A 26331-nucleotide genomic window follows, 5' to 3' on the forward strand; every position below is an offset into this window, starting at 1 on the left:
TGAACTATTTTACATCATTTTGTGAAAAATCGTAGTTTTCTATATGATTATCTATATTTTCACCTAAAGCTAATTTATATTGCTCTGTAAAATACTCTATAACTTTTTGTTTTTCAGCTTCCATTGCTTCTTTTGATTCAAAAGAAGTTGAAGCCATCCAGGCATTAAATCTTGCTGCTGCGTACATCAAAGATGCACTAACTTCACCTTGTGTTGTGTTTTCTTCTAATTGTTCATTTGCTAAAGCAATATGCTGGTCTGCTCTTATTAAAAATCCATTATTATTTGTCATTTTATACCTTGTTTTTCTTTTATTATATTGAAATTTTTCTTTATACTAATTTGGAATTTTTGTAAAAATAATCTATAAATAATAAATAATATTTTTAATTTATTTAATTTTAAGTTGCATTTGTTAAATTAGTAGTAACCTAATGAGTTGTAACACAATTAGGTTTGTAAATATAGGAGGATGGGATGTTATCATGGTCTTTTGCCTTTTTAATTTTAGCAATTATTGCTGGAGTTTTAGGTTTTACAGGTATTGCAGGTGCTGCTGCAAGTATTGCAAAAATATTATTTTTTATTTTTTTAATACTTCTTATAGTTTCAGCAGTTTCAAGAGCTCTTAGGGGAAAAACTCCTTAGACAAAAAATATTAAAAGGATTCAAATGAAGAAATTATTACTACTAATACCATTTTTAGTTTTTATTTTACAAGGTTGCAATGATAATGAAGTTGAAGAAAAAGTTTCTAGTGTAAAAGAGAATATAAAAGATACAAGTGAAGATGTAAGAGATAAAGTAGAAGATGTTATTGATAATGCAGAAGATACTATAGATGATAAGAGTGAAGATGTATCTGATAAAGCAGAGGATATTGTCGATGAAGCAGAAGATGTTGTTGATTCAAATGAAGATAAAGTAAGCGATACAATTGATGATGTTCAGGATAAAGTTGAAGAAACATATGAAGATGTAAAAGAAAAAGTTAAAGAATAAAGGAGATATTATGGATAAAAATACATATGAACAAAAAGCACAAGCTAAATTAGATGAAATAGATGGACGAATTCAAGTTCTAAAAGCAAAAAAAGATGGTTTAGAAGCTGATGCCAAAATTGAATATGATAAAAAGATAGAGGAATTAAATTCTTTAAAAGATGAAACTCTTGATAAATTTAATAAATTAAAATCTTCAAGTAGTGATGCTTGGGATGAATTTAAAGCGGGATTTGAAAAATCTACTGAAATCATGGAAAGTAGTTTAAAAGCAGCCCTTTCAAAATTTGATAAATAATTTTGAAACTTAACTTACATTATTAATTCATAGATAATTTAATGGATTAAGAATGTAGGTTATAAAATTAAAAAAACATATAAAGGAGTTTATTATGGAACTTCAAGGAATAACAATTGATTTTTATGATAAAAGAACATGTGGTCTTTTACCAGACTTATGTCTTAAATGGGATATTCGTTATGATGAGTTAGAAGATAATGATGAACTTCTACAATATTGGGAAGATAGCCTTAATAGAGTCTTGTCTAAAACTGATAAGGTAGTTAGCGGAAATATGGATGGAAAATCGATTTTATATTCTGCTGATGAAGAAGCAATTAAGATTATAAAAGAGGAATTCAAAGAATTAGAACTTGATAAAATCAATTATGAAGATATAATTAAATGTGAAAATTGTCTAAAAAATGATTATTTGGCAAAATAACATAAAAGCATAATTTAATCAATATAATTATATCTTTAGAAAAAAGATTAAAAAGTGTAGCTATGTCAAAAGATTTGAGATTTAATTTAGAAGATGTTAGTCAGATAATTATTGGTTCTTTTGCCTTGGCAATTCCAATATCTTTCTCAGAAGAGGCTTGGCGATTAAGTGAAACTTTGCCTTTTTTTAACCTATCTTTATTACTTCTCTTATCTTTTTGTTTTTTAGGTTTTTATACTTTTCAAAGTATATTTCAAGGTGCTGTAAAACATAGACTCTTTGCTTTTGTTTTCAGAGTATTTATTGCATATTTGATTGCTACAGTAGTAGTTTTTTTAATACTTTTAGCAATAGACAAATTACCCTTGATTGATGAAACAGTTATAGCAATAAAAAGAATAATAGTAATATCTATGCCAGCTTCCATGGGAGCTATTATTGTTGATGGTTTTGATAAGGAATAAAAATGCTATTTGACAATATTTATGATGACATTTTAATCGATAAAAAAAATGAACAGTTTATTGATTTAATAAAAAATGAAAATGTAAGAATAGAAAAAATTGTATCAAATGGACAATGTTCACCAAAAGATTTTTGGTATTCTCAAGATGAAAATGAGTTTGTTATTATCTTAAAAGGTGAAGCTATACTTGAATTTGAAAACGAAAAAGTTCCTATGTTAGAAGGTGATTATATAAATATCCCTTCCAAAAGAAAACATAGAGTGGAATACACTTTAAAAGATGAGCCAACAATCTGGCTGGCAGTTTTTTATTAAGTCTAGAATGAGGCTAAAAGCCTACATTCTAAATTAACTTATTTTTGTTATATCTACAGGTATTGCTTGTCTAGCATTTGAACCAATAACAAAATCTCCAAGTGTGGCTAATCTTCTTGATTTGTCTAGAAGTCCTAATTTATTTATATTTACACCACTTTTTCTTGCTACTCTTGCTTCAAATGTTTTGTTGTTTATTGTAACAGCAACTGCACCTTCCGCATCTCTTCCTAAACCATGCTCTATACCAATACATTCAGGATATAAACCATTTTTATATCTAAGCATTCCCGTTACTATACCATCTTGTGAAGTTATTTTTACCATATCTCCATGTTTTAAGCCTTTTTCTTTGGCAGTACTTGGATTCATATCAACATAAGTAGTAAATCTTATATGTTGAAGTTTACTACTTGAAGCATCACATTGTGATAAAACATTTGATTTATAACTAAATGCCAACATTGGAAATCTATTTTTGGGATATATATCTTTTAATAGTTTCCCATCATTAAGTCTTGCCATATAAAATCTAGGCGTTCCACTAAACTCTTCACCTGTTAAGGCATGTTTTGATGTACCAACAGTTTGGTTATAGATATTTATAATATTTGTATATTTATGGGCTAACTTATCCTCTTTATACCCATCTTCTTTACTTTCAAATCTTCCACCTCTAGCCATGACATAAGCAGTTTTTCTCCAGTTTTCACCACTAATATTTTGTAAGGTTTTTATATATGGTTCTAAACTTGCTAATTTAATCTCTTCATCTGTGATATCAGGAACACCATTTTTATCAAGTGCAATATTCTCAAATGCTCTTATATAAAAATCTTGAGGTCTATTTAAAGGATATTTTTTACCATCATTTCCTACAATAGCATTTTCTCCAAATCCTGGAAGATTAAGTTTTTTACCTAACTCAATCATAAAACTATCCATACAAATTGGTTCACCATTTTTAAATCTTGCTTGTTTTGGTTTTATCATTGGAAATGCTGCAGTGTTTATTTTTGTTTGAGATCCAGCCCAAGCTCCTGCAACTCCCCAAGTTTCATATATAACTGAATCAGGTACGATATAATCAGCATATTGAGATGTTTCATTTATAAATGGATCAATAGCAATGATTAAAGGAACTGAAGTATTTGGGTCTTTAAGTAGTTTTACAATATTTTGTGAACCACTTTGACCATAAACAAAATTTGCATTCCAGCTAATAAGAGCTTTTAACTTATATGGGTATTCATTTGCACTATTAGTGATAATATCTGATTCTATAGCATTTGTAAAAGGATACCAAGTATCTTTTGCAGGGTATGGATTTTCACCTTTTGCTATTTTTTCTTTAAATTCAGCAGTTTTTTCATAAGCTACTCTTGTTTTATCTACTCTGTAGCCTTTGGCTTTAACTTTCCCTTTATATCCTACAAGATTGTATTTTGAACCTTTGAAGTCTTTATATCTTCCACCACCAGCACTCATACCGCCTTTGTAGTTTAGATTTCCTACCATTGCACCTAACATCATAATTGCATAAGTAGTATAAAATCCTGTAGTATGCATAGTCCCACCATGACAATCTGTTGCAGCTTTTCTTCCATGTGATGTAAACTCTTTAGCTGTTGCGATAATTTTTTCTTTACTTATCCCTGATTCTTCTGCATAAGTTTCCAGTGATTGTTCAAATGCACTCTCTTTTAAAAGTGTCATTGAACTTTTAACTTTATATGTTGTTTCATCAATAGTAATCACTTTGTCAACAAATAATTCAGCTTGGTCTACAAGTGAAGCTTTTTTTAGTTTTCCATCTACTGCATCAAGAACTAAAGGCTCTTTATCTTGTTCTAAAAATTTACCTTTATTTTTTCCCTCTTGAATCACTAAATGTGTAGCATTAGTATATGAAGCATCGTTTAATCTCTCTTTGGCTTCTAAAGATGGAATTCTAAGATATTTCTCATTATATAAAGAGTTAGCAATAATAACTTGTAAAAGTCCCATTGCAAAAGCCAAGTCTCCACCTGGCAAGATAGGAATCCATTCACTCTTTTCTCCAACAGCTATATTATCAGAGTTTGTAAGCATAGGTGCTACAGTTACACACTTTAAATTCTCTTTTACTCTTCCTTTTGTAAGAAGTTTACTTTGTCTTTTAAAAGGATTACCTGCTTGCCCTGGAGCTGTACCAAAAGTTAATAAATATTCACAATATTCAAAATCTGGTTTTAAGTGGGGATATTTTTTAAAATCACCCAAATAAGAAGCTTCTCCTGAACGCATAGAAAGTCCGCAAATAGATGTATGCCCTTGATAGTTCATTGTTCCAAAAGAGTTTTTAAATCTATGTACCATAAAAGCTTTTCTTCCATCATCTCCTGTTCCTAAGATACACAATTGATTGGCTTTTGGTCCCATTTCTGGATTTTCATTTTTAATAGGAGTTGTTAAGTCTCTAATAGAAGCTAACCCTTCAACTTCACCTTCACCAAAAAGATTCCCACCTTTTGTTATCTCTTCAAGAAGTTGTTCTATCTCTATCTCTTCCCATTTATTTTCACCTCTATTTCCTACTCTTTTTAAAGGTTTTAATACTCTTAATTTATCATTTATCTTATCAAATACTACATTACCCCTTGCACAAGCAGTTGATCTGTAAGTTAAATTCTCTTTAGAATCTCTTTCTAGAAGAGAAAAACTTTTTTCCAAAGATGTATTGTAAGGAAGCCATGGGTCACTAGATAAAGGACTATATGGATTTCCTGTTACTTTTACTACATTATCTGTTTTATTATCTACTTTAACTCTAACACCACAGTGAGTAGTACATCCATTACATACACTACTTCTTAAAGAGTAATCATCATTTTTAGAAAATTTATCAAATATAATCCCTTCTGTTTCAAGAGAATTAGTATAGATTGGATCATTTGTTTTTTCGCCATTTCTACTCATTGTAGCAGCAGCTTTTAATGTATCTTTATATCCAACAACAGAAGCACAACCTGCTACAACTGTTGTTCCTAATAAAAATCTTCTTCTATTTTTGTTCATAATCTACTCCTTTATTATAGTGCTCATCCATCTCTTCATCCCAAGGAAAAAGAGCAGTTACTAAAGACACAAGAGCTATAAAAAGCATCCAGTTAGCTACTATTGCTGTTATACTTCCTTGTCCTATTAAGTGTGGTGTATATTCTAAAAATCCTGACATGCTTCTAGGGATAGTTTGTCCACCAATTACTGTACTCCATCTAAAAAGCCAAACCCCAATAGCTACAACAATACCTGTTATAAAAACCAAAGGTAGGTTATGTCTTAATTTTGTAAATCCAATAATCATTGGGATAATTAAACATAAAATATATTCCACATATACTGTCATATTAAAATGAAGTGTAAAAAACTCTAATAAGTAGTTTTTAGGTTCATTTCCAAAAGGTATTGCAAAACTTAGCCATAATGCTCTGATTGTTAAATCTATAACTATAAACCAAGCAAGAAGTTTTGCAAGCTGTGCAATAATATCTCTATCAACTCTAGCTTGTTTTGTAAAGAATTTTTGGAATATTGGAATTAAGATTATTAAAAGTCCAGTTCCTGAAACCATAGCTGAAGCTAAAAATAAAATTGGCATTAAAGGTGTACTCCATAAGTAGTTTGCATGAACTGCACCTAAAATATACCCTGTATATCCATGTACACATAAAGCTAAGGGAATACCAATTGAGCCTAAAATAAAACCTAATTTATGGTCTTTTTTATCCTCTTCTTTATTTATTTCATATCTTCCAAGTGTTAAGATTGAATAGATTTTTCTTTTTATACCTGAACTTTTTTCCATTCTTTTTACAAAATATGGTCGATATAAAATCAAAGCTTCAAAAAATATCAAAATAGGGTAGGCCATAAGTAAAAGTACTCCCCATTTCATTGGAGAAGTTGGAAAGTTTTCCCATCCATATAAGAAAAAGTTTGCTAATCTTCCTGGTTGTGATAAATCATCAATTAGATTCATTGGTGCTGCTATAAGTAAAACAAGTGCCATTAGAAGAGAAAAACCTGCAATTGGTTTATACTTTTCCATCCCAAATACATGGGCAAAACTTGAGATAATAAAAGCAGCCGCTGAACTACCTGTAAACCAAAAATAGTTTGGTACATCAATTCCCCAGACTTTGTCAGGAGTTATTGCTGAAAGTGTTGTGATTAAAGTATCCATTATTTTTCTCCTAGCATTGTTGCCCATTCTTGTTTATCAAGACCAATCTCTTTTCTCATAATATCATCGAGATTTGCTGTGGCATTTAATACATTTTCTACACGACCATCTAGTCCTATATAAAATACTTGTGGCTTAGTTCCTTGTTCTGTTTTTAGAGTATTAGTTGGATAATTTGCTAATAGTTTTGAAACCTCTGATGTTTTATCATTTAAATCACCAAAAATTCTAGCTCCACCAACACAAGTTTCAACACATGCTGGAAGTAAACCTTCATCAACTCTGTGAGCACAGAATGTACATTTATCCATAACTTTTGTTTTGCTATTCATAAATCTTTTATCGTATGGACAGGCATTTGCACAATAACCACATCCCCAACAGATTTCAGAATCTACAACTACAATTCCATCTTCTCTTTTAAATGTAGCACCAGTAGGACATACAGGAACACAAGCTGGATCATCACAGTGGTTGCAAAGCTGAGGTAAAAATGCTTTTCTTACATCTGGAAATTCACCCAATTCCATCTCTGTTACTGAAGTTCTATTTTGATTTATTGGTACATCATTTTCTACCATACATGCAGATGTACAAGCTTGACAACCAACACATTGTCTTAAGTCAATTACCATTGCATATTGTTTATTTTTATTTCCGATATATCTTAAGTCTTCTTCATCTCTTCCGGGATTTTTTAGTGAAAAAGCTTTTGCAGAAGTTGTTGCGACAAAAAGTGTGGCAAGTCCGCCTTTTATGAAATTTCTTTTTGATTCATCCATAATTATAGCCTCCTTATATACTATAAGGAAACTATAACAGTAACTTGTGTGAAACTAGGGAGATTAAACTTTTATATAGTTTAATTTATAGAAGAATTGTAAAACAAGCTCCTTTTTCGTTGTTATGAACACTTAATGAGCCATTCATACTTTTTTCTATAATATTTTTACTCATATATAAACCTATCCCTGTACCAGTACTTGCGTGTTTTGTACTAACATAGGGTTCAAATACTTTCTCTAAAGGAGAGAGTTTTATTCCACCTGCATTATCACAAATTTGTATCTGTGATTTGTTTTTATATTTATCAACTTTGATTGTAATTTGTGGGTTTTTGATTTTCTCTTCTATTAATATATCTTTTGCATTACTTAAGATATTTAGGATAACTTGAGAGAATTCATTTTCATATCCATTTATTGTAAACTCATTTTTAAAATCTATAGCTACTTTTATTTTATGGTTTTCTAAACTAGAAGAGATAAGAGATAAACTTTTTTCTATACTTTGTTTTGGACTAAAAACTTTTTTCTCTTTATCTGGTTTAAAAAAGTTTCTAAAGTCATCTATGGTTTTAGACATAAACTTTATTTGTTCTTCTGCTTCTTGAATAGAGCCTCTTAATTCCTCTTTTGTAAGTTTGTTTTTTTCATATAAAAGTTCTATAAAAACCAAAATACTACTAAGTTGTGTTAAAGGTTGTCTCCATTGGTGGGCAATACTTCCTATCATCTCACCCATACTTGCTAATTTACTTTGATGAACTAATATTCTCTCTTTCTCTTTTGCTTCTTTCTCTTTTTTTGTTTTTAAAGCAACCTCTTCTTCCACTCTTTTTTCAAGATTTTTATTTAAAGAAGATAGCTCCTCTTGACTCTCTTCTAGTCTTACAATTAATACTTTAAATCCATAATGCATAACTATTAACGCAATTGTTCCTAAAATAGATATAAGAAAAAAACTTTTTAGCACAGTATTAGATAGTCTTTGTTGTCCAGAGGTGATATCTTGGAAAAATAGGATTTCAAAGCTATTATCACTTACTACATTATTGATTTTTATATGGTGTGTTGTAAATATATTTGAATCTAAATTAAATAGTTTTGGTACTTCGTTTTTTTGTTTTGTTAAATAGTTTGTTAAAGATAACCCCTTAGAGTTTTTTAGGCTTATTATAGGTTTTGTTTTATCATTTGAAACAATATAAGATTCTATATTTGCAAGCTCATATATCTCAGATAAGAAATATATTGAATCTATCATAAATACTAAATATCCATTGTTTTTAGAAGAAATAGTTATTATATAATTTAAATGATTGTTTGAAGTATCTATAAATAAAGAGTTGTTTGAAGGTGTTATATTATTTGCAGGGCTTTCACCTAAATAGGTTAGTAGATTTTTATCTTTATCAAAAAAAATCATAGATTTTAAAAATCTATTTTCATTTCTTAAAATTTTCCAACGATTTTTTGAAAGTGCATAAAGTTTGTTTTTATCTTGGTTACTTAGTGCCTCTTGTATCCCATAAGAGTTTAAATTTGCCAATCCTCTATTATGGTAAAACTTTTCAACTCTTATAATAGATTCTTCAAAAATAGAGTTTAGTTTTTTTTCATAGGCTTTTTGACTCTCTTGAATAAACTCTTTTGTTGTTGCATATTGCATATATACAAAAAATAGAGATAAAACAAAAAACATCCCGATTACTAAAACTGTTGTTTTAGTTTTTGTAGAGGTATTTTTTTGTAGTTTATCAATATTAAATTTCAAGTTTATATCCTACTGCAAAAATATTTTTTATTGAATCTTTGCCAATGATTTTTCTCAAATCTTTTATAATAGCTTTAATGGCATCTTTAGAGTGATACTCTTCATCAGCCCAAATATAATCACATATCTCATCATAAGAGATTGACTGATTTATTTTTGATAGCAACAAATCCATCATTTTACTTTCATTAATTGATAATTGAATCTCTTTATTTTCCGTTTTAAACTTTTTTTCGCAAGTATCATAAAAACCATCACCAATCTTTATTTGTGTTGAATAATCACTTAATTCTAAAGCAACAATTTTTAAAGCCTCTATAAATTCTGCTTTATTAAATGGTTTTGTAAGATATTTACAAATTTTTTGTTCAACAGCTCTCCATAAATATTCATTATCTGTGTAAGCACTTAATATAATAATTGGTACTTTTTTGTTTGTTTCTCTGATTTTTTTTACAACTTCCAAGCCATCAATATTTGGCATACAAATATCAAGAATTACAACATCAGGTCTATTTATAATATATTCATCTAAGGCATCTTCGCCATTGCTAACTGTGATTACATTGTTAAAAAAAAGTTTTAATAGTTTTGATACATTGTTTTGTATCCCTTCTTCATCTTCTGCATAAAGAACTTTTCTATTAGAAAGTAGGTCTAATAGATGGTTTTCATTTTCCATATATTTTCCAAAATTTTATTTTCAGGTTTTGCTTTTTAGTATACTTAATAAAATATTATTTATCAAGAGAATTATATTTTTTATTTTATAAAAATTTAAAGTTAGCTTTTTAATAGAGTATAATCTATGGGAAATCCCATAGAATTATTTAATAGCTTGGATAGTAATTGAAAAATCTAAATCTTTCCCTGCTAATGGGTGATTAAAATCAACTTCAACTTCATTATCTAAAATATTTGTAACAATTACTTGGATAGGTTGACCACCTTCACCTTGACCTTGAAGAGGCATTCCAACTTGAAGTTCTAAATCACCAAATTGCTCTTTTGGTACTAACTGTTTTGCTTCTGGATTATATTCTCCATATGCTTCTTGTGCCGGTACATTTATATCTTTTGTGTCATTTACATTCATATCAGCGATTCTTGATTCTAGTCCTGGAATAATTTGTCCTGAACCATATGTAAACTCTAGTGGTTCTTTGTCAATATTGCTATCAACAACTTCTCCTTCTATCTTTAATTCGTAGTTTATCGATACTAGTTGATTGTTTTCTATAGCCATAATGACTCCTTTTTTGATTTTGATCATACACTATATCTAAATTTTTTTATATATAGATAAATAAAAAATATATATAAATATTATAAAAAAATTATATAAATTTATTTTCTATATCTTTTACCCAATCCTCTAATCTTTTATCTGTTAGTTCGCTTTGATTATCTTCATCTAATACTAAACCTATAAATTGATCATCTATAACAGCAGTTGAATCTTCAAACTCATATCCTTGTGTTGAAGTTTGACCAATTATATTTGCATCTTTTACATATTCATATAGATGACCTAAAGCATTACAAAAAGTTTCTTCATAACCATCTTGATCTCCCATTCCTAAAAGAGCTACAGTTTTACCGTTAAAATCAATATCGTTTAAGTTTTCTTCAAAATCTTCCCAGTCAGATTGTAAATCTCCATCTCCCCAAGTTGGTGAAGCAAAAATTATATTTTTATATTTTGAAATATCATCTTTATTTGTATTTGCTATATTATGAATATCAATCTCTTGAGAGAATAAATCTTTAATTTTTTCTACAATCTCTTCTGTTGTTCCTGTATCACTACCAAAAAATAAACCTATTTTTTCCATAAAAAAATCCTTTGTATAATTTAAAATGGAAATTTAACATCTAAAGATTAAATCACAATAAAAATATTTTCATAACCTTTTATATTAAAAAAGCACTTTTAGTGGTATAATTTTTGTTTTTTAAAGTGAGTTTATGAAGTTTTTTATTACCTTTTTTATATTTTTTAGTTTTTTGTTTTCAAGTGAAATTTTAAACTACAAAGTTGTAAACAAATCAGTTGTTTATAAAAACAAAGATTATAGAGTTTTACGTACATTTGAAAAAAGCAAAATAAGTTATTATCTAATTGTTGATGAGAATACTTTAGAAACCAAAATTATAGAAAAATCAAAAATCATAAAATTTAAAACTAAAAACTTAAAAGATTCTAGATATCAAACCCTTCTGGAAAAATATAAAGAACCACCTTTTTTACTTCAAAACTATGGTGCAACTCAAATTGATACAAAATATGTTTATATCACTGTTGATATGTGTCCTTCAAGAAAAAAGGGTTATGAAAAAGATTTTTTTAAAAATATTATAAAAAAATATGCAAACAGTTCTATTACTCTTTTCATATCAGGAACTTGGATAGAAAACCATAAAGAAAATTTTTTAGAACTTGTTAGATTAAAAAAACAAAAACAACTTGATATAATTTTTGGAAATCATACCTTTAGTCATCCCTATAAAAAAGAAAACCCTCTTATTAAAAATTTTCTCTTATCAGATAATATTGATATTAAATATGAAATCTTAGAATTAGAAAAACTACTTTTATCATATGATATAACACCAGCTATATTATTTAGATTTCCAGGACTTGTAGCAGACAAAAAGAGTATTTTATTAGTAAATAGTTTAGGCATGATTCCCATAGGTACAAATGCTTGGTTGGCAAAAGAAGAGCCAATACAAGATGGGAGTATTATCTTAGTTCATGGAAACAAAAATGAGCCAATGGGTATAAAAAAGTTTGATAATATAGTAAAAAACAAGGATTTGGAAATCTCTTCTATCTTAAAAGATTTACACTAAAACTAAATTAAATAAAAGTTTCAATATAATTTCGCCCTAAGAGGGAGAATTTATAATGTTATTAGTTATAGAAATAGTTTTATTTCTTTTTGTAATATACCGTGGCTGGATTTTTGAAGCCTTAGGTTTACTATTACTTTTTTTCATAGAACAAATACTTATTGTAGAATTGAATATCACTGATGAGAGAATAAATATAGGTGTTGAGTTATTATTTGTTGCTGTTTTGCTTGTTTTGTCATTTTATAAAAAACGTGAGAAATTAGAACATTGTCATAACTGTAATTCACCTTTAGAGGATAGTCGTTATTCTTGTAATAGTTGCGGTGCACCTTTAGTTAATGAAGTATATAAAGAGATTAAAACAGAAGCTTCATATATAATTAGACTTATAATGAAAAATAAAAACAGTTTTCAAGAGGTTAAAGAGCTTTTAACAAAGCAGTACAAAAAAATAGGTTTGGAAAATATAGTAATAGATAAAGATAATACTTTTATGATTAAAAATGATAAAAATGCCTATATTCTAGTACGAACAAATAATTTTGATTTGACAATAGAAACTTTTAATGTAAACAAGCCTAATTTAGATGAATATAGAAATCTATTTGTACTTAAACCTTTAAAAAGAGGATAAACTCTAAAAAGTTTATGCTCTTTTTTAAATCAAACTATTCTTTTTATAAATACTTTAAAATCTAAATCACAATCTGCAAATGGATGGTTATAGTCAACAGTAACTTCATCTTTTGTAACTTCAGTAACTGTTGCTTTTATTAAATCACCGTTATCATCATCAGCTTCTAAAACCAAACCAATCTCTAAGTCAATACCTTCAAAATCTGAAATAGGTAAAGTCTCAGTTAAACTAGGGTCATGTTTTCCGTAAGCTTTTTCTGCAGGAATTTTCACCTCTTTTGTTTCACCCTCATTCATATCTTGAATAGCTTCTTCTAAACCTGGAATAATCTCACCAGTACCATATGAAAACTCTATAGGACTTCCATCAAAGTTTGTTTCTATTTGTGCACCATTAACTTTTAATTCATAATGCATAACTACAAGTTGTTTATTTTTTATAGCCATAATGGTCCTTCTTTTATTTTTGAATTAAAATAGTATCTAAATATAATAATAAAAACTTAAAATAAAAAGTAAGCTTCTATAAATATCTTTTTAATTAAAATACTTTATGTTTTTTAAGATAAATATACTAATACTAATCCTTTTTTCATTTGTTAATGCATCTTTTGAAAAAGTTTCAATTGGCACTATAGATAAACACTATAAAATATCAAAAGAGCAAATATATTCTATACTAAAAGAGATTGAATTTACATTTGAAAAAGAGTTAGATAAAGATGTTTTTGATTACGCAGATGATGGAAAACCCATAAACTTTATTTATCTGCCACCTTCAAAGTTAGAAAATGAAATCTCAAGAAAAATCTCAAGAATAGAAAGTAAAAAGCAAAAAATACAAGAGCTAAAAGATTATTTCCCAAATAAAAAAAATGATATAGAAAATACAAAAGAGATACTAAGTAAGCAGCAAGATGAATTAAACAATAAAGTAAGAAAATATAATAACTACATCAAAACAATAAATTCAAAAAAAAGTATCACAAAAGAAGAGTTAAACAAAGTAAAAACATATTCAAAAAAAGAGAAAACAGTTTTAAATGATGAAATCAAAAAGCTAAAGGCAAAACGAAGAGAACTAAGAAGAGAGATTATAAAGTTTAACTCTAAAGTTACTAGTTTCAACAACTTAATAAATGATTTAAATAGATTAAATATCCAATTAGAAGCTATGAATAGAAATTATTCAAAAATCAGAGGTAGAACTTTTGGTTTACAAACTATTGAAAAGAAAACAACTTTTAAAGATGGAAAGAAAAAAGAGGAACAAAAAATCTCTATATCTATGGATAAAATAGAGATTTATGGTTTTAAAAATCTGGATGAATTAAAAATCATCTTAGCACATGAAATAGCCCACTTAGTTGGTTTACCCCATGTAAATGAAAAAAATGCTTTGATGAATCCAATAATTCAAAAATCACAACTGGAAAAAGGATTAAATTTAACCCCTGCAGATATTCAACTTTTTGATAAATATCTAGATTAAAAGGAATCTTATGATTGAGATAAGAGAAGCTAGTATAAATGATAGTGAATCAATCTCCAATTTACTTGAACAATTGGATTATTCTGGTACTAATAGGTTTATAAATAAAAGAGTAAAAGAGCTTATTGAACATAAAGATGAGACTTTACTAGTGGCAAAAAAAGATGAAAAAGTTGTAGCAGTATTATCTTTACATTTTATACCCCAATTAGCTTTAGAGGGTGACTTTTGTCGTATTAGTTATTTTTGTGTTGATGAAGATAATAGAAGTGATGGAGTAGGGGCACTTTTAGAATCATATGCTGTAAAACTAGCAAAAGAAAAAAAGTGTGACAGAATAGAAGTACACTGCAATCAAAGAAGGCGAAAAGCACATAAGTTTTATTATAAGCAAGGATATATTGAATCCCCAAAATATTTAATAAAATCTCTAGTTTAATTTCAATATAATTTCAAAAAAATTTAGGAGTGAAATATTATGACAATAGCAGTTTTTTGTGGTTCTAGTAGTGGTAATGATAGTGATTTTTTGGATTCTACAAAAGAGTTAGGTAAATATTTTGCTTTAAATGGTATTGATGTTGTTTATGGTGGTGGAAAAGTTGGTTTAATGGGTGCCTTAGCTGATTCTGTTATGGAAAATGGCGGAAAAGTACATGGTGTAATTCCTATTAAATTAAAAGAAAAAGAGTTGGCTCATACAAACATAACACAGCTTGATGTTGTTGAAAATATGCACGAAAGAAAAGCTTTAATGGCAAGTAAAGCAGATGCTTTTGTAGCTTTAGCAGGTGGGGCAGGTACTTTAGAGGAGATATTTGAAGTATGGACTTGGGGTCAATTAGGTTTTCATTCTAAACCTTGTGCTTTTTATAATATAAACGGTTTTTATGATAAACTTTTTGAGATGCTTGAAGGGATGTGTGATTCAGGTTTTCTAAAAAAAGATTTACTTGATATGCTTATTAAAACAGATAATAAAGATCAACTACTAAAAGCTATAAAAGAGTATATCCCACCAAAAAACAAATGGTAGATTACACTATTATATGATTTGATTTATCATCATCTATATGTTTTTTTACCTCTTTACATAGTTGAGGAAAGAAGATAAGAAAATCTTCTTCTATGCTATGTATATTTGAACTTACAATATCAATATATCTATGTGTAGTATCTCTTTTTAGCAATCTTTGAGATAGTTTATAATCAACTCTTAAAAAAGCTTTTTCTAAATCATCTAAAGTCTTATATTGATTTAATATATCGTGTTGTATTAATCTTTCTAGGGGAGTTTTTGCATGTAAAGGTAAAGAATCTAATCTTTTTAAAGCATTTATATAAAAACTATCTAAAAATTCATTTATAGGAATATTTGAAAATTTTTCCCAATTTTTTGTTAGAAGATAATCATAAGTTAAATCAATAACTACAGCTTTTAATAAACCTTTAGAGCCAAGTCTATTTTTACTATTTTTAAAAAAATCGTGTGAATCAGTGTATGAATCAATAATCTTATGAACATACATACCTTTTTTTATATTTTCATTTGCATCTTCCCAAGATTTTCCCTTGAGTGGGTCAGCTAAATAGTTTCCAATTTGAAAGTCAGTATTAAGTTCTGATAAAAATATATGTGCAATCCAATTCATAGGTAGAAGAGTACAAAAGTTTACATTAAAGGTATGTAAACTTTTGTTTATCAATTATATTTGATAATCTGGAGTGTTGTCTTTCCACTCAAAAATAAAACACATAGGAAGTTTATTTTTCTTGTTCATTATAAGTGCAGTTATAGTAGCACTTATAAATATAGATACAATAGCAACCAATGATGAAAAAGCCAATGTTGACATACCAGTTAGACCTTGTCCCACTGTACAACCAATAGCCATGATACCACCAGTACCCATCAAACTTCCACCTATGATGTTGTATTTTACTTTGTGTTGCCCCTTTGCTGCTGTACAACCAAAGCTATATCTTCTGTTTACTTTTGCCATTAGAAAGGCTCCAGCTAATACTCCAAATACTAAACTTATAGCAAAAGTTAATTCAGAGATTTGATAATATGTAAAAAACTCCATAGTTTTAGCAGCAGGATAAACAAAAGTGATTCCTGTAAGTTCAATAACCCTTTCCATACTCTCTTCACCAATTACACCTGTAATATACCAAGAAGCTCCAACAAATAATCCAAGTACAACTCCATCCCATAAAGAAGGTAATCTTTTTATCTTTTTTACTAAAATATATAAAAGAATCAATAATAATATACTAACCACATAAATATTCATAGAAGCATTACCAATATAAGATGATAAATTTATTAGTGTTTCATTGTTTATAATCAAAGGATTTAAAATCTCACCCATAAAACCTTTTGCTGTTGAGTATCCAAAGATTGCAATAAAAACTAATACAATAAGTGAGTTAATATCCCCTTGGGCAAATTTAATAAGGTGTCTATTACTACATCCATCTGATAACATCATCCCAACACCAAATAACAATCCACCAATAATAATTGCAAAGTAGTTGATATTGTCTTTGTAATAAACAGTTTCAGTCAAGTCAAGTTCATAAATAGAACTTACAAAAAATGTAGAGATTATTCCAATAAGCATAGCAACAACTACAGATGAACCTCTCATAGTTGATTTTGTTAAAATATAGTCTTTAATAGAACCACTAAAACAAAATTGATTTTTTTGTGCAACAGCTCCAAAGGCTAAACCTAAAAGAAAGCCAAGTATGTTTACTATTTCATAAACCTCGAAATCTGACATATTAATCCTTACTAAATAAATAAAGTTTTGATTTTAGTATTATATAGATTAAATTATAAGAGAGATATTCGAGGTTTTTATTAGAATTATAATTTAAGCTAAAATATATATGATTAAAATAGTCAAGTATAAATTATATCTCTTGATTCTCAACTTTCATATCTTCAAGCCCTTCTAAAATATCCAGTGCTTGTTCTTGAGTAATTGTTTTATTTTCAATATCAACTAATACTTCATCAAAGTATAATTTTACTTGCAACATATATTCCAATTCTTCTTTTATAGCTTTTTTCTTTTTTTGAGAATACTCTTTTTCAAGCTCTTGTACATCTTTGTTTACTTCTACTAATACATCAGTTTTTAAAAGAGTTTCCAGTTCTTTTATATAATCCATTTTAATCCTTTGTATTTAAAAAGGTATTGTAGCAAAAAAAATATATTGTAAACTAAAAATAAATATAAATAATATGAAATATTATCCTTTTAAAATTTAAAAAAAAACTGTACAATTAAATAAAAAGTTGGATAAGACAATGATTGATTTAATTGAAAAATTGCCAAAAGCAGAATTACATCTGCACATAGAAGGTACATTAGAGCCAGAATTGATGTTAGAATTAGCCCAACGAAACTCTATATATATACCTTATTGTAATGTTGAAGATATTAAAAAAGCTTACGAGTTTACTGACCTTCAAAGCTTTTTGGATATCTATTATAAAGGTGCAAGTGTTCTTATAAAAGAGGAAGATTTTTACTCTTTGACTTGGAACTATTTACTAAAGTGTAAAGAAAACAATATCATCCATACAGAGATATTTTTTGACCCACAAACACATACACAAAGAGGAGTACCATTTTACACAGTTATAAAAGGTATAACTGAAGCTTTAAATGATGCAAAAAATGAGTTAGGTATCACTTCTAATATAATTATGTGTTTTTTAAGACACCTAAGTCAAGAAGAGTGTTTTCAAACTTTAACTGAAGCTTTGGAGTTTAAACACGATATTGTAGGTATTGGTTTAGATTCTTCAGAGATAGGAAATCCCCCATCAAAGTTTAAAGAGGTATTTGAAAAAGCAAGAGAAGAGGGCTTTAAGATAGTTGCCCATGCAGGAGAAGAAGCTGATTATTCCTATATCGTTGAGGCTTTGGATTTATTAAAAGTTGATAGAATAGACCATGGAGTACAAGCTATAAATTCAAAATCTTTGGTTCAAAGATTAGTAGATGAACAAATATCTTTAACAGTTTGTCCAAACTCAAATATTGAGTTAAAAGTTTTTGATGATTATAAAAGTCACAACATAAAAGAGCTTTTGGATTTAGGATTAAATGTTACAGTTAACTCTGATGACCCAGCATATTTCAAAGGGTATTTAAACCAAAACTTTATAAATATTTATGAAAATCTAGATTTATCAAAAGAGGATATAGTAAAACTAGTAAAAAATTCGTTTAACTCTTCTTTTATCGATGATGAACTTAAAAAAGTATATTTAGAAAAAGTAGATAAGATAGTTGAGAGTTTTTAAACATATTTAGATAAGATTTTAATAACTACTACAAAGGATAAGTATGAATGAGATATTAAACTATATAAAAATAGATGAGTTGATTTCTACTTCAGGACAACCAACAGTTGAACAGTTTCAAAAAATAAAAGATGAAGGTTTTGAAGTTGTTATAAACTTAGCCCTTTGTACTGCTACAAATGCAATTGAAAATGAAGACAAAATAGTAACAGGATTAGACCTTACTTATTTTCATATCCCAGTTGATTTTGAAAATCCAAAACTTGAAGATGCAAAACTGTTTTTATCTCTTATGGGTATTTTACAAGATAAAAAAGTTTTAGTGCATTGTGCTAAAAACTATAGAGTTACAGCTTTTATGTATCTATATCACAAACATATATTAAATACTCCCTTTGAACAAATTGATTTATCAATATTTGATGAATGGACACCAAGTAAACAGTGGCAAGATTTAATGAAGTGCTCAATAGACAAACTTGCTCTTTTATAAGTCACTGCAAATTTAGTAACTTTTCGATAAAATAGCCAACTTATAAATAGATAATTTGGATAATATATTAATAAATAATGGAAATAAAAACAAATAAAATAAAATTTAAAGAACCACTACGATTAGAGAGTGGTCGGATTTTAGAAGAGTTTGAAATAGTTTATGAAACCTATGGAAAACTAAATGAAGACAAATCAAATGTAATCGTAGTTTGTCATGCCTTAGCAGGAAGCCACCACGCAGCAGGAAGATATGCCGATGAAGCAAAAGCCGGATGGTGGGATAAACTAATAGGTGATGGAAAAGCTATAGATACAACAAAGTATTTTGTTATTTGTTCTAATAACATAGGTAGTAATTTTGGTTCGACAAATGCTTTAAGCATAGACCCAGCTACAAAAAAAGAGTATAGATTAAAATTTCCAGTTTTAGCTATCTCTGATATAGTTAAAGCACAAATGAGATTATATAAAGAGTTGGGTATCTCAAAAGCAAAAGCAGTTGTAGGTGGAAGTATGGGTGGTATGCAAGCACTTTGCTACTCAATAGAGTATCCAAATTTTGCCGAGCATATTTTTGCCCTAGCAACTACGGCTTATACAAGACCTTGGGCAATATCTATAAACAAACTAGCAATAGAAGCAATCAGACACGACCCAGTTTTTAAAGATGGATTTTATAAAAAAGATGATTTACTTGCAAAGGGTTTACCCGGACTTGCAATAGGAAGAATGGCTGGACTAATAGCTTATTTAAGTCCAACTTTGTTTAATAAAAAATTTGGAAGAGATTATTCAAGAACAGATGGTTTATATGAGCTGTTTGGTAGATTTGAAGTGGAAAGATACCTTGAATATAACGCATACAACTTTCCAAAAGTGTTTGATCCTTTATCTTATTTATACATTTGTAAAACTATGAATATATTTGATGCAGGAAGAAATGAAGATACTTTAGAAAACTCATTTTCAAAAGTAAAAAGCAAACTGCATCTTATATCTTTTAGTGATGATATGTTGTTTTTCCCCGAAGAGATGGAAGAGATAAGAGATATTATGATTAAACTAGGTAAAAGTGAGCAAGTAACATATAAAATGATAGAAAGCCAATCAGGACACGATTCGTTTTTGGTTGAAGTTGATAAATTTGAAAAATATATGATAGAACTATTAGAAGGAAACAAATGAGTGAAGAGATAAAAGAAGAGATAGAAAACTTAAGTTTTGAAAAAAAGATAGAAAAAGCAAAAGAGCTTTTAGAAAAACTATCAGACCCACAAATAACCCTAAGTGATTCATTAGAAGTTTATAAAAATGGAGTAAAAGAGCTAGAAGAAGCACAAAAACTCCTAGATGAAGCCAAACTTATCTTTACAACTAAAGAGAAAGATTCTAACGAACCATTTTAAAAAATATTGCAAAATGTTATATTTTTAAACATTACTTTTTAAACTAGATAAACTTCTTTCAAATATCTGAGGGAAGTTTATGAATTTAGATAATAAAAACACAAGAATTGATATCTGGAATAACAAAAAAAAGATAATCAATGAAAAAATAAGTATAAATCATAAAAAAGATGGAAGTGTAAAATTTAGAATACAGCCATGGAGTTTATGGTGGTTTGAAGTTGGTGAAAATATAGGAACCGAAACAAGCTGCCATTTTACAAGCAAAGAACTTGTAACCTTAAGACCTTGTGTAATAATCTCAACAAACAATTTTAATCATGCAACATACAACAAAAAAGTGATAGTTATGCCAATCACTTCAAAAAAAGATAATTCTAAAGTTAAGCATTTTCATTATGAGTTAATTTCAAATAATTATCAGAGTTTTTATAACAAAAAAAGAAATATTAACTATTTAGGTTTAGAAAAAGATTCTTTAGTTATTTGTAATGACATAAAAACTATCGACAATAAAAGATTAGTACAACATATTTATCCCCAATTAAATAAAGAAGATATTAAAGGTATTCAGAGACTTATAAGTAAATATATTAGTATTTTTTAGACATAAAAAAAGGAACTTATAAAAGTTCCTTAAGTTTACCCCTACTTAAAGGGATAGCTCCTAAAACGGAGTAATTTAGGGACCTACTTAAAAAAGTGGGTGTGCCCGTAAACAATAATGAGAGAAGTTTAACATACAAAAAGAGATTTGTCAAATAAAAGGAAGTTTATGAAATCGATAACTCAACTACAAAATATAGACAAACCAAGAGAAAGACTTTTAAAATATGGTCTAAGTGCTCTTAAAAACTATGAGCTTATAGCTGTACTTTTAGGAAGTGGAGTAAAAGGTAAAGATGTAATAAAACTCTCCCGTGAGATTGAGAAGTTTTTTAACTCAAACTTTGAAACAATGGATTTAGAAACACTACTGAAAATCCACGGCTTAGGTAAAGCAAAAGCCAGTCAAATAATATCTGCAATAGAACTTTCACGTAGATACCTTATTGATACACAACACTATAAAATCTCATCAGCAAAAGAAGTATATGATGAATTAAGCCCATATAAAAACAAACAACAAGAATATTTCCTAAGCCTGTATTTAGATGGAGCAAACAACTTATGTGAGACCAAAGTAATCACAATAGGAACCCTAAACCAAAGTCTAGTTCATCCAAGAGAAGTATTCTCCTATGCAATTGAGAAAAGATGTGCCAGTATAATAGTTGCCCATAACCACCCAAGTGGAATACTAAAACCAAGTAGTGAAGATATAACTGTAACACAAAGACTAAAAGAAGCAGGACAAATCTTAGGCATAGAACTACTTGACCATATAATCTTTACAAAAGATGATTTTATAAGTTTGAAAGAAGTGGGTGTTTTATGATAGAAAATGATTTTGACAAATGGAATGAAATAAAAAAGAGAACACAAGATAAAAAAATCACTGCTTATTTTAGAGAAAGAGAAATTTATTGGGCTAATATTGGCAAGAATATTGGTTATGAACAAAATGGTAAAGGTAAAGATTTTATGAGACCACTTTTAATTCTTAGAAAATATAATAATAAACTTTTTTGTGGAATACCTCTATCAACAACAATAAGAGAAGGTAGCTTTTTTTATAATTTTAATTTTTTAGAAAATAAAGACAGCTGTGCATTATTAGTTCAAGCTAAAACATTTGATGTAAAAAGACTTGATAGAAAAATTGGAACAATAAATAAAAATGATTTTGAAAAGTTAGAAATTAAATTTAAAAAATTAATGAAGTTATAATTTTCCTCTCTTACAAGAGTAAGAGAGTAGTCCCGAAGGATAATTGTAGAAATATTATATCTAAGAATATTTGTTTTGTCAATTTTTGTTTATGCCACAAACTTCCAATTAAACCAACTACATCATTAAATCTCTTTTGTTTTATCCAATATAGGGCAAAGTTTTTGTAAAATAATATTTTAAATAATACAATAGGTTTTTTATGGGCGAAGAAAATAAACGAAGACTAGAACAACAATTATGGAATATAGCAAATACCCTAAGAGGTAAGATGGATGCTGATGAGTTTAGGGATTATATCCTTGGATTTATCTTTTTTAAATATCTGTCTGAAAAGATGGAAAGCTATGCAAATGAGCTTTTAGAAGAAGACAAACTTATATATACAAACCTTGATGAGAAAAAGGATACAGAATATCTTGAAGCTATCAAAGAGGATGCACTAGAACAACTTGGATATTTTTTAAAACCAAGTGAACTTTTCTCTGCAATTGCAAAAAGAGGAAATAGTGACCAAGACAATTTTATCTTAGATGATTTGACAAAGATTTTACGAAATATTGAAGCTTCAACTATGGGGCATGAGAGTGAAGATGATTTTGAAGATTTGTTTTCAGATATTGACCTTACATCAAAAAAACTTGGAAGAAGTGAAGAGCAAAAAAATACTCTTATCTCAAAAGTATTAGCCCACCTTGATGATATAAACTTTGAACTAAAAAACCACGATAGAGATGTACTTGGTGATGCTTATGAGTATCTTATCTCACAATTTGCAGCGGGTGCTGGTAAAAAAGCAGGGGAGTTTTATACTCCCCAAAGTGTCTCAAAAATCTTAGCAAAAATAGTTACAACAAACAAAGAAAAACTAAAATCAGTATATGACCCAACTTGCGGTTCAGGTTCTCTACTTTTAAGGGTTGCAAAAGAGGTAAAAGATGTATCTAACTTCTATGGACAAGAGTTAAATAGAACCACATACAACCTTGCTCGTATGAATATGATCATGCATGATGTTCACTATAGAAAATTTGACTTAAAACAAGAAGATACCCTAGAGCGACCACAACACGAAAATATGAAGTTTGAAGCAATAGTTGCAAACCCTCCATTTTCTGCTTACTGGTCGGCAAATCCACTACACTTAAGTGATGATAGATTTTCCCAATATGGAAAGCTAGCACCTAAAACAAAAGCTGATTTTGCCTTTGTACAGCATATGATACACCATCTTGATGACAATGGAACTATGGCAGTGGTACTACCTCACGGAGTTTTATTTAGAGGAAGTGCAGAGGGACATATAAGACAATACTTGATTGAAGATAGAAACTATCTTGACGCAGTTATAGGCTTGCCAGCAAATATCTTTTATGGAACTTCTATACCCACTTGTATTTTGGTATTTAAAAAGTGTAGAGAAGATAGTGATGATGTACTTTTTATAGATTCTTCAAAACATTTTGAAAAGATGAAAAATCAAAACTATCTAAGAGCACAAGATATAGAAAAAATAGTAACAACGTATAGAGAAAGAATCCAAGAAGACAAATACTCATACAAAGCAAGCCTAGAAGAGATAAAAGAGAACGACTACAATCTAAATATTCCAAGATATGTAGATACTTTTGAAGAAGAAGAGGAAATAGACTTAGATGAAGTTTCAAGTGAACTTAAAGAACTTGATAAGCAAATAGAGCAAAATGACCTAGTGATAAAAAGCTTTTGTGATGAGCTTGGTGTTAAAACTCCCTTTTAAAATGAAGAGTGAATAATGAAAAATGAAAAATTAAGAGTGCCGAAGCTTAGGTTTAAGGAGTTTTCTGGGGAGTGGGAAGAGAAAACTTTAGAAAAGCTTTGTATAAAAATTAGTGATGGTATTCACAGTACACCAGTATATGATGAGTTAGGAGAATATTATTTTGTAAATGGGAATAATCTTAAAAATGGTGAAATTATTTTAGATGAGAAAACAAAGAGGGTGTCAAAAGAAGAATATGAAAAACATTATAGGGAACTAAATGATAATACTATACTTATGTCAATAAATGGTACGATAGGTAATATTGCTTTTTATAAAAATGAGAAAATAATGCTTGGGAAAAGTGCATCTTATATTAATATAGAGACATCTAAAACCAACAAATATTTTATTAGTAATCAACTTTCATCTAATAAAATACAGTATTTTTATAAATCAGAATTAACTGGCTCTACTATTAAAAACTTATCCTTAAGAACAATAAAAAATACACCTATTCTTTTCCCTTCTAAACAAGAGCAAGAAAAAATTGCCTCTTTTTTATCCTCTATTGATAAAAAGATAAATCAACTATCAAAAAAAGATGAGTTACTACAAAACTATAAAAAAGCTATGATGCAAAAGATATTTTCACAAAAACTTAGATTTAAAAAAGAAGATGGAAGTGATTATCCTAAGTGGGAAGAGAAGAAGTTAAATCAAATAACAAAAGTTTATGACGGTACTCATAATACTCCAAAGTATGTTAAGTCAGGAGTACCATTTTATAGTGTTGAACATGTAACTGCAAATCAGTTTGTAGAAACAAAATATATTTCAGAAAAAGTATTTGAAAAAGAGAATGAAAGAGTAAAACTAGAGAAGAATGATATTTTAATGACTAGAATAGGTGATATTGGTACTTCAAAACTTATAGATTGGGATGTTAAAGCTTCTTTTTATGTTAGCCTTGCCTTAATTAAAAATAGTAAAAAATTTAGTTCTTCTTTCCTTAATCAGTTTATTAAATCTAATTATTTTCAAAGGCAGTTGTACAGTAAAACATTGCATGTAGCCTTTCCTAAAAAGATTAATTTAGGAGAAATAGGTGAATGTTTAATTAAATTACCTTTTCTAGAAGAACAAACAAAAATAGCAAACTCTTTATCCTCTCTTGATACAAAAATATCACAAAATAAAAAAGCCCTAGAAGAGACTCAAAAGTTTAAAAAAGCACTTTTACAAAAGATGTTTGTGTAGGAACTTAAATGAATCATCTAAAAATTATAATTGAAAAAAATAGTAAAAAGTTTCAACATTTTGAATATTATTATTTACTGATTGAAAAAGTTGAAAGAAACTTATTAAAAAACCCTGATATTTCAATTGAGTGCTGTAAATCACTTATTGAAGGAATATGTACAACTATATTAGTGTCTTTAGATAGTTCACTATCTCAAGCAAAAATATTAAAAGATTATAATTTACAAAAGATATTTAAAGAATTTAAGGAAAAACTAGCAGAATATAATGAAGACTTTGAATTGGATTTTATGAATGGATTTAATCACAGTGTAAAAATTATTGGAGAGATTAGAACAAAAAGAGGTGACGTTGCACATGGGAAAAAAGCACCTAAAGAAAAAATAAGTTCAGTTGAGTTTGCATCATTTATCTCAGCGCTTACATCATCCTTATTAGTTTATTGTTTAGAATATTTTTTTCAACTAGAGTTTGAAGAAGAGGTTGCTTATGAGGATAATGAAGAGTTTAATGCTTTTTTAGATGAAAATAGTCCTTTACCTGGAAAAGTAAAATTTAGTTTAGCCTTATATGAACAATACTTAGAAGACTATAGAACACAATTAAAGCAATTTTTAGCAGATGAAGAAGAGATATCTGAGTTAGCAGATGAAGAAGAGATATCTGAGTTAGTAGATGAAGAAGAGACTTCTATAGATACTGAAACAAAAGTAGAAACTTCTCTAAGTGATATTATTGAACGTTATAATGAGTTTTCATTAAGAGAAAACTCAGAAGAAGTATTAAATAAACTTTGTGATGATAATGAACTTTATATAGATGAAGTATTAAATGTAATTGATACATATCTATTTGATAAAAGAGAACCATTATCTAGTAGTATTACAAAAGTATTAAAGATAAAACCGAAAATTCTTGATAGAGATGAAAAAGTTAAAGAGATAAAAGAAAAAATATTTAGATACATTAATGATTATATAAAAGGTATTTGAT

33 protein-coding genes are annotated in these 26331 nt (G+C 28.3%); 21 read left to right on the forward strand and 12 right to left on the reverse strand.

The annotated features are described in order from the left end of the window. Positions 1-4: 4 nt before the first annotated feature. On the reverse strand, positions 5-292 hold the full coding sequence (locus tag ACKU3H_RS09815; protein ID WP_320033674.1) for a DUF3144 domain-containing protein: 288 nt from the start codon (positions 290-292) through the stop codon (positions 5-7). Positions 293-477: 185 nt separating this feature from the next. Between ACKU3H_RS09815 and ACKU3H_RS09820 the strand changes: the two genes are divergently transcribed. The 6 genes from ACKU3H_RS09820 (at position 478) to ACKU3H_RS09845 (ending at position 2508) form a co-directional block, all read left to right on the forward strand. Next, entirely contained in the window at positions 478-648 is a 171-nt protein-coding gene (locus ACKU3H_RS09820) for a DUF1328 family protein (RefSeq protein WP_320033675.1), read from the forward strand. 24 nt (positions 649-672) lie between these two features. Next, positions 673-1002 (forward strand): hypothetical protein, encoded by a 330-nt coding sequence (locus tag ACKU3H_RS09825; RefSeq protein WP_320033676.1) that lies wholly within the window; start codon positions 673-675, stop codon positions 1000-1002. A 10-nt stretch (positions 1003-1012) separates the two neighbouring features. Continuing rightward, positions 1013-1300, forward strand: coding sequence for a hypothetical protein (locus tag ACKU3H_RS09830; protein WP_320033677.1), 288 nt, complete (start codon positions 1013-1015; stop codon positions 1298-1300). A 94-nt stretch (positions 1301-1394) separates the two neighbouring features. Further along, positions 1395-1727, forward strand: a complete 333-nt coding sequence (locus ACKU3H_RS09835; protein WP_320033678.1) for a hypothetical protein — start codon at positions 1395-1397, stop codon at positions 1725-1727. Positions 1728-1789: 62 nt separating this feature from the next. Beyond that, positions 1790-2191, forward strand: coding sequence for a DUF2391 family protein (locus ACKU3H_RS09840; RefSeq protein WP_320033679.1), 402 nt, complete (start codon positions 1790-1792; stop codon positions 2189-2191). 2 nt (positions 2192-2193) lie between these two features. After that, positions 2194-2508, forward strand: coding sequence for a cupin domain-containing protein (locus ACKU3H_RS09845; RefSeq protein ID WP_320033680.1), 315 nt, complete (start codon positions 2194-2196; stop codon positions 2506-2508). A 33-nt stretch (positions 2509-2541) separates the two neighbouring features. Here ACKU3H_RS09845 and ACKU3H_RS09850 read toward each other — a convergent pair whose 3' ends face one another. The 7 genes from ACKU3H_RS09850 to ACKU3H_RS09880 form a co-directional block, all read right to left on the reverse strand. Continuing rightward, entirely contained in the window at positions 2542-5565 is a 3024-nt protein-coding gene (locus ACKU3H_RS09850) for a molybdopterin-dependent oxidoreductase (RefSeq protein WP_320033681.1), read from the reverse strand. Next, entirely contained in the window at positions 5552-6733 is a 1182-nt protein-coding gene (nrfD, locus tag ACKU3H_RS09855; protein WP_320033682.1) for an NrfD/PsrC family molybdoenzyme membrane anchor subunit, read from the reverse strand. The genes ACKU3H_RS09850 and nrfD overlap by 14 nt, the downstream gene beginning before the upstream one ends. Continuing rightward, complete coding sequence (gene dsrO / locus ACKU3H_RS09860; RefSeq protein ID WP_320033683.1) at positions 6733-7515, reverse strand: sulfate reduction electron transfer complex DsrMKJOP subunit DsrO; 783 nt, start codon at positions 7513-7515, stop codon at positions 6733-6735. The genes nrfD and dsrO overlap by 1 nt, the downstream gene beginning before the upstream one ends. Positions 7516-7600: 85 nt before the next feature. Next, positions 7601-9289, reverse strand: a complete 1689-nt coding sequence (locus ACKU3H_RS09865; RefSeq protein WP_320033684.1) for an ATP-binding protein — start codon at positions 9287-9289, stop codon at positions 7601-7603. Further along, a complete protein-coding gene (locus tag ACKU3H_RS09870) occupies positions 9279-9971 on the reverse strand; it encodes a response regulator transcription factor (RefSeq protein WP_320033685.1) in 693 nt (230 codons plus the stop codon). Before ACKU3H_RS09870 ends, ACKU3H_RS09865 begins: the two co-directional genes overlap by 11 nt. A 144-nt stretch (positions 9972-10115) precedes the next feature. Continuing rightward, entirely contained in the window at positions 10116-10535 is a 420-nt protein-coding gene (locus ACKU3H_RS09875; protein WP_320033686.1) for a peptidylprolyl isomerase, read from the reverse strand. 91 nt (positions 10536-10626) lie between these two features. Continuing rightward, a complete protein-coding gene (locus tag ACKU3H_RS09880; protein WP_320033687.1) occupies positions 10627-11124 on the reverse strand; it encodes a flavodoxin in 498 nt (165 codons plus the stop codon). 133 nt (positions 11125-11257) lie between these two features. Here ACKU3H_RS09880 and ACKU3H_RS09885 point away from each other — a divergent pair, with 133 nt between their 5' ends. Continuing rightward, a complete protein-coding gene (locus ACKU3H_RS09885; protein ID WP_320033688.1) occupies positions 11258-12145 on the forward strand; it encodes a polysaccharide deacetylase family protein in 888 nt (295 codons plus the stop codon). Positions 12146-12200: 55 nt separating this feature from the next. Continuing rightward, the gene (locus ACKU3H_RS09890) at positions 12201-12782 is read left to right on the forward strand and encodes a hypothetical protein (RefSeq protein ID WP_320033689.1); all 582 of its coding nucleotides are present in this window, start codon (positions 12201-12203) and stop codon (positions 12780-12782) included. 29 nt (positions 12783-12811) lie between these two features. On the opposite strand, the gene ACKU3H_RS09895 is transcribed toward ACKU3H_RS09890, so the two are convergent. After that, a complete protein-coding gene (locus ACKU3H_RS09895) occupies positions 12812-13231 on the reverse strand; it encodes an FKBP-type peptidyl-prolyl cis-trans isomerase (RefSeq protein ID WP_320033690.1) in 420 nt (139 codons plus the stop codon). A gap of 106 nt (positions 13232-13337) precedes the next feature. On the opposite strand from ACKU3H_RS09895, the gene ACKU3H_RS09900 reads away from it, so the two are divergent. From ACKU3H_RS09900 to ACKU3H_RS09910, 3 genes are read left to right on the forward strand one after another with little or no spacing between them, the layout of a single operon-like run. After that, positions 13338-14276 carry a matrixin family metalloprotease gene (locus ACKU3H_RS09900; RefSeq protein WP_320033691.1) on the forward strand — a complete coding sequence of 313 codons (939 nt, stop codon included), beginning with the start codon at positions 13338-13340 and terminating at the stop codon, positions 14274-14276. Positions 14277-14286: 10 nt separating this feature from the next. Then, a complete protein-coding gene (locus tag ACKU3H_RS09905) occupies positions 14287-14715 on the forward strand; it encodes a GNAT family N-acetyltransferase (RefSeq protein ID WP_320033692.1) in 429 nt (142 codons plus the stop codon). Between the two features lie 39 nt (positions 14716-14754). Then, positions 14755-15312 (forward strand): TIGR00730 family Rossman fold protein, encoded by a 558-nt coding sequence (locus ACKU3H_RS09910; RefSeq protein ID WP_320033693.1) that lies wholly within the window; start codon positions 14755-14757, stop codon positions 15310-15312. 1 nt (position 15313) lies between these two features. Here the strand turns inward: ACKU3H_RS09910 and ACKU3H_RS09915 are convergent, their stop codons facing one another. The 3 genes from ACKU3H_RS09915 to ACKU3H_RS09925 form a co-directional block, all read right to left on the reverse strand. Then, entirely contained in the window at positions 15314-15928 is a 615-nt protein-coding gene (locus ACKU3H_RS09915; protein WP_320033694.1) for an ACP phosphodiesterase, read from the reverse strand. 54 nt (positions 15929-15982) lie between these two features. After that, entirely contained in the window at positions 15983-17065 is a 1083-nt protein-coding gene (locus tag ACKU3H_RS09920) for a YeeE/YedE family protein (RefSeq protein WP_320033695.1), read from the reverse strand. Positions 17066-17198: 133 nt separating this feature from the next. Beyond that, positions 17199-17459 (reverse strand): hypothetical protein, encoded by a 261-nt coding sequence (locus tag ACKU3H_RS09925; RefSeq protein ID WP_320033696.1) that lies wholly within the window; start codon positions 17457-17459, stop codon positions 17199-17201. 139 nt (positions 17460-17598) lie between these two features. Between ACKU3H_RS09925 and ACKU3H_RS09930 the strand changes: the two genes are divergently transcribed. The 10 genes from ACKU3H_RS09930 to ACKU3H_RS09975 all read left to right on the forward strand — a co-directional run bounded on the left by ACKU3H_RS09930 (position 17599) and on the right by ACKU3H_RS09975 (position 26330). Then, positions 17599-18603 carry an adenosine deaminase gene (locus ACKU3H_RS09930; protein ID WP_320033697.1) on the forward strand — a complete coding sequence of 335 codons (1005 nt, stop codon included), beginning with the start codon at positions 17599-17601 and terminating at the stop codon, positions 18601-18603. A gap of 43 nt (positions 18604-18646) precedes the next feature. Then, positions 18647-19096 carry a protein tyrosine phosphatase family protein gene (locus tag ACKU3H_RS09935; RefSeq protein ID WP_320033698.1) on the forward strand — a complete coding sequence of 150 codons (450 nt, stop codon included), beginning with the start codon at positions 18647-18649 and terminating at the stop codon, positions 19094-19096. Between the two features lie 77 nt (positions 19097-19173). Next, positions 19174-20283 (forward strand): homoserine O-acetyltransferase, encoded by a 1110-nt coding sequence (locus ACKU3H_RS09940; RefSeq protein WP_320033699.1) that lies wholly within the window; start codon positions 19174-19176, stop codon positions 20281-20283. Next, the gene (gene xseB / locus ACKU3H_RS09945) at positions 20280-20504 is read left to right on the forward strand and encodes an exodeoxyribonuclease VII small subunit (protein ID WP_320033700.1); all 225 of its coding nucleotides are present in this window, start codon (positions 20280-20282) and stop codon (positions 20502-20504) included. Before ACKU3H_RS09940 ends, xseB begins: the two co-directional genes overlap by 4 nt. A gap of 79 nt (positions 20505-20583) precedes the next feature. Then, positions 20584-21111, forward strand: coding sequence for a type II toxin-antitoxin system PemK/MazF family toxin (locus tag ACKU3H_RS09950; protein WP_320033701.1), 528 nt, complete (start codon positions 20584-20586; stop codon positions 21109-21111). A 168-nt stretch (positions 21112-21279) separates the two neighbouring features. After that, positions 21280-21942, forward strand: a complete 663-nt coding sequence (gene radC, locus ACKU3H_RS09955) for a DNA repair protein RadC (protein ID WP_320033702.1) — start codon at positions 21280-21282, stop codon at positions 21940-21942. Next, positions 21939-22334, forward strand: a complete 396-nt coding sequence (locus ACKU3H_RS09960) for a type II toxin-antitoxin system PemK/MazF family toxin (RefSeq protein ID WP_320033703.1) — start codon at positions 21939-21941, stop codon at positions 22332-22334. Before radC ends, ACKU3H_RS09960 begins: the two co-directional genes overlap by 4 nt. A 202-nt stretch (positions 22335-22536) precedes the next feature. Then, on the forward strand, positions 22537-24093 hold the full coding sequence (locus ACKU3H_RS09965; RefSeq protein WP_320033704.1) for a type I restriction-modification system subunit M: 1557 nt from the start codon (positions 22537-22539) through the stop codon (positions 24091-24093). 15 nt (positions 24094-24108) lie between these two features. Further along, entirely contained in the window at positions 24109-25335 is a 1227-nt protein-coding gene (locus ACKU3H_RS09970; protein ID WP_320033705.1) for a restriction endonuclease subunit S, read from the forward strand. An 8-nt stretch (positions 25336-25343) separates the two neighbouring features. Further along, positions 25344-26330, forward strand: a complete 987-nt coding sequence (locus ACKU3H_RS09975; protein ID WP_320033706.1) for a hypothetical protein — start codon at positions 25344-25346, stop codon at positions 26328-26330. The last annotated feature ends 1 nt before the right edge of the window (position 26331 follow it).

The sequence above is a fragment of the Halarcobacter sp. genome, from assembly GCF_963675975.1.
Taxonomy (GTDB): Bacteria; Campylobacterota; Campylobacteria; order Campylobacterales; family Arcobacteraceae; genus Halarcobacter.

What these genes read in the sequence shown, in the direction of transcription:
- ACKU3H_RS09930 (WP_320033697.1), top strand. Translation starts at nt 17,599, where the DNA reads ATGATTGATTTAATTGAAAAATTGCCAAAAGCAGAATTACATCTGCAC.
- ACKU3H_RS09885 (WP_320033688.1), top strand. Translation starts at nt 11,258, where the DNA reads ATGAAGTTTTTTATTACCTTTTTTATATTTTTTAGTTTTTTGTTTTCA.
- ACKU3H_RS09915 (WP_320033694.1), bottom strand. Translation starts at nt 15,928, where the DNA reads ATGAATTGGATTGCACATATATTTTTATCAGAACTTAATACTGACTTT.
- ACKU3H_RS09840 (WP_320033679.1), top strand. Translation starts at nt 1,790, where the DNA reads ATGTCAAAAGATTTGAGATTTAATTTAGAAGATGTTAGTCAGATAATT.
- ACKU3H_RS09970 (WP_320033705.1), top strand. Translation starts at nt 24,109, where the DNA reads ATGAAAAATGAAAAATTAAGAGTGCCGAAGCTTAGGTTTAAGGAGTTT.
- ACKU3H_RS09815 (WP_320033674.1), bottom strand. Translation starts at nt 292, where the DNA reads ATGACAAATAATAATGGATTTTTAATAAGAGCAGACCAGCATATTGCT.
- ACKU3H_RS09950 (WP_320033701.1), top strand. Translation starts at nt 20,584, where the DNA reads ATGAATTTAGATAATAAAAACACAAGAATTGATATCTGGAATAACAAA.
- ACKU3H_RS09975 (WP_320033706.1), top strand. Translation starts at nt 25,344, where the DNA reads ATGAATCATCTAAAAATTATAATTGAAAAAAATAGTAAAAAGTTTCAA.
- ACKU3H_RS09940 (WP_320033699.1), top strand. Translation starts at nt 19,174, where the DNA reads ATGGAAATAAAAACAAATAAAATAAAATTTAAAGAACCACTACGATTA.
- ACKU3H_RS09880 (WP_320033687.1), bottom strand. Translation starts at nt 11,124, where the DNA reads ATGGAAAAAATAGGTTTATTTTTTGGTAGTGATACAGGAACAACAGAA.
- ACKU3H_RS09870 (WP_320033685.1), bottom strand. Translation starts at nt 9,971, where the DNA reads ATGGAAAATGAAAACCATCTATTAGACCTACTTTCTAATAGAAAAGTT.
- ACKU3H_RS09825 (WP_320033676.1), top strand. Translation starts at nt 673, where the DNA reads ATGAAGAAATTATTACTACTAATACCATTTTTAGTTTTTATTTTACAA.
- nrfD (WP_320033682.1), bottom strand. Translation starts at nt 6,733, where the DNA reads ATGGATACTTTAATCACAACACTTTCAGCAATAACTCCTGACAAAGTC.
- ACKU3H_RS09845 (WP_320033680.1), top strand. Translation starts at nt 2,194, where the DNA reads ATGCTATTTGACAATATTTATGATGACATTTTAATCGATAAAAAAAAT.
- ACKU3H_RS09820 (WP_320033675.1), top strand. Translation starts at nt 478, where the DNA reads ATGTTATCATGGTCTTTTGCCTTTTTAATTTTAGCAATTATTGCTGGA.
- ACKU3H_RS09920 (WP_320033695.1), bottom strand. Translation starts at nt 17,065, where the DNA reads ATGTCAGATTTCGAGGTTTATGAAATAGTAAACATACTTGGCTTTCTT.
- ACKU3H_RS09850 (WP_320033681.1), bottom strand. Translation starts at nt 5,565, where the DNA reads ATGAACAAAAATAGAAGAAGATTTTTATTAGGAACAACAGTTGTAGCA.
- ACKU3H_RS09895 (WP_320033690.1), bottom strand. Translation starts at nt 13,231, where the DNA reads ATGGCTATAAAAAATAAACAACTTGTAGTTATGCATTATGAATTAAAA.
- ACKU3H_RS09910 (WP_320033693.1), top strand. Translation starts at nt 14,755, where the DNA reads ATGACAATAGCAGTTTTTTGTGGTTCTAGTAGTGGTAATGATAGTGAT.
- ACKU3H_RS09935 (WP_320033698.1), top strand. Translation starts at nt 18,647, where the DNA reads ATGAATGAGATATTAAACTATATAAAAATAGATGAGTTGATTTCTACT.
- ACKU3H_RS09925 (WP_320033696.1), bottom strand. Translation starts at nt 17,459, where the DNA reads ATGGATTATATAAAAGAACTGGAAACTCTTTTAAAAACTGATGTATTA.
- ACKU3H_RS09890 (WP_320033689.1), top strand. Translation starts at nt 12,201, where the DNA reads ATGTTATTAGTTATAGAAATAGTTTTATTTCTTTTTGTAATATACCGT.
- dsrO (WP_320033683.1), bottom strand. Translation starts at nt 7,515, where the DNA reads ATGGATGAATCAAAAAGAAATTTCATAAAAGGCGGACTTGCCACACTT.
- ACKU3H_RS09900 (WP_320033691.1), top strand. Translation starts at nt 13,338, where the DNA reads ATGTTTTTTAAGATAAATATACTAATACTAATCCTTTTTTCATTTGTT.
- ACKU3H_RS09965 (WP_320033704.1), top strand. Translation starts at nt 22,537, where the DNA reads ATGGGCGAAGAAAATAAACGAAGACTAGAACAACAATTATGGAATATA.
- xseB (WP_320033700.1), top strand. Translation starts at nt 20,280, where the DNA reads ATGAGTGAAGAGATAAAAGAAGAGATAGAAAACTTAAGTTTTGAAAAA.
- ACKU3H_RS09875 (WP_320033686.1), bottom strand. Translation starts at nt 10,535, where the DNA reads ATGGCTATAGAAAACAATCAACTAGTATCGATAAACTACGAATTAAAG.
- ACKU3H_RS09905 (WP_320033692.1), top strand. Translation starts at nt 14,287, where the DNA reads ATGATTGAGATAAGAGAAGCTAGTATAAATGATAGTGAATCAATCTCC.
- ACKU3H_RS09835 (WP_320033678.1), top strand. Translation starts at nt 1,395, where the DNA reads ATGGAACTTCAAGGAATAACAATTGATTTTTATGATAAAAGAACATGT.
- radC (WP_320033702.1), top strand. Translation starts at nt 21,280, where the DNA reads ATGAAATCGATAACTCAACTACAAAATATAGACAAACCAAGAGAAAGA.
- ACKU3H_RS09830 (WP_320033677.1), top strand. Translation starts at nt 1,013, where the DNA reads ATGGATAAAAATACATATGAACAAAAAGCACAAGCTAAATTAGATGAA.
- ACKU3H_RS09960 (WP_320033703.1), top strand. Translation starts at nt 21,939, where the DNA reads ATGATAGAAAATGATTTTGACAAATGGAATGAAATAAAAAAGAGAACA.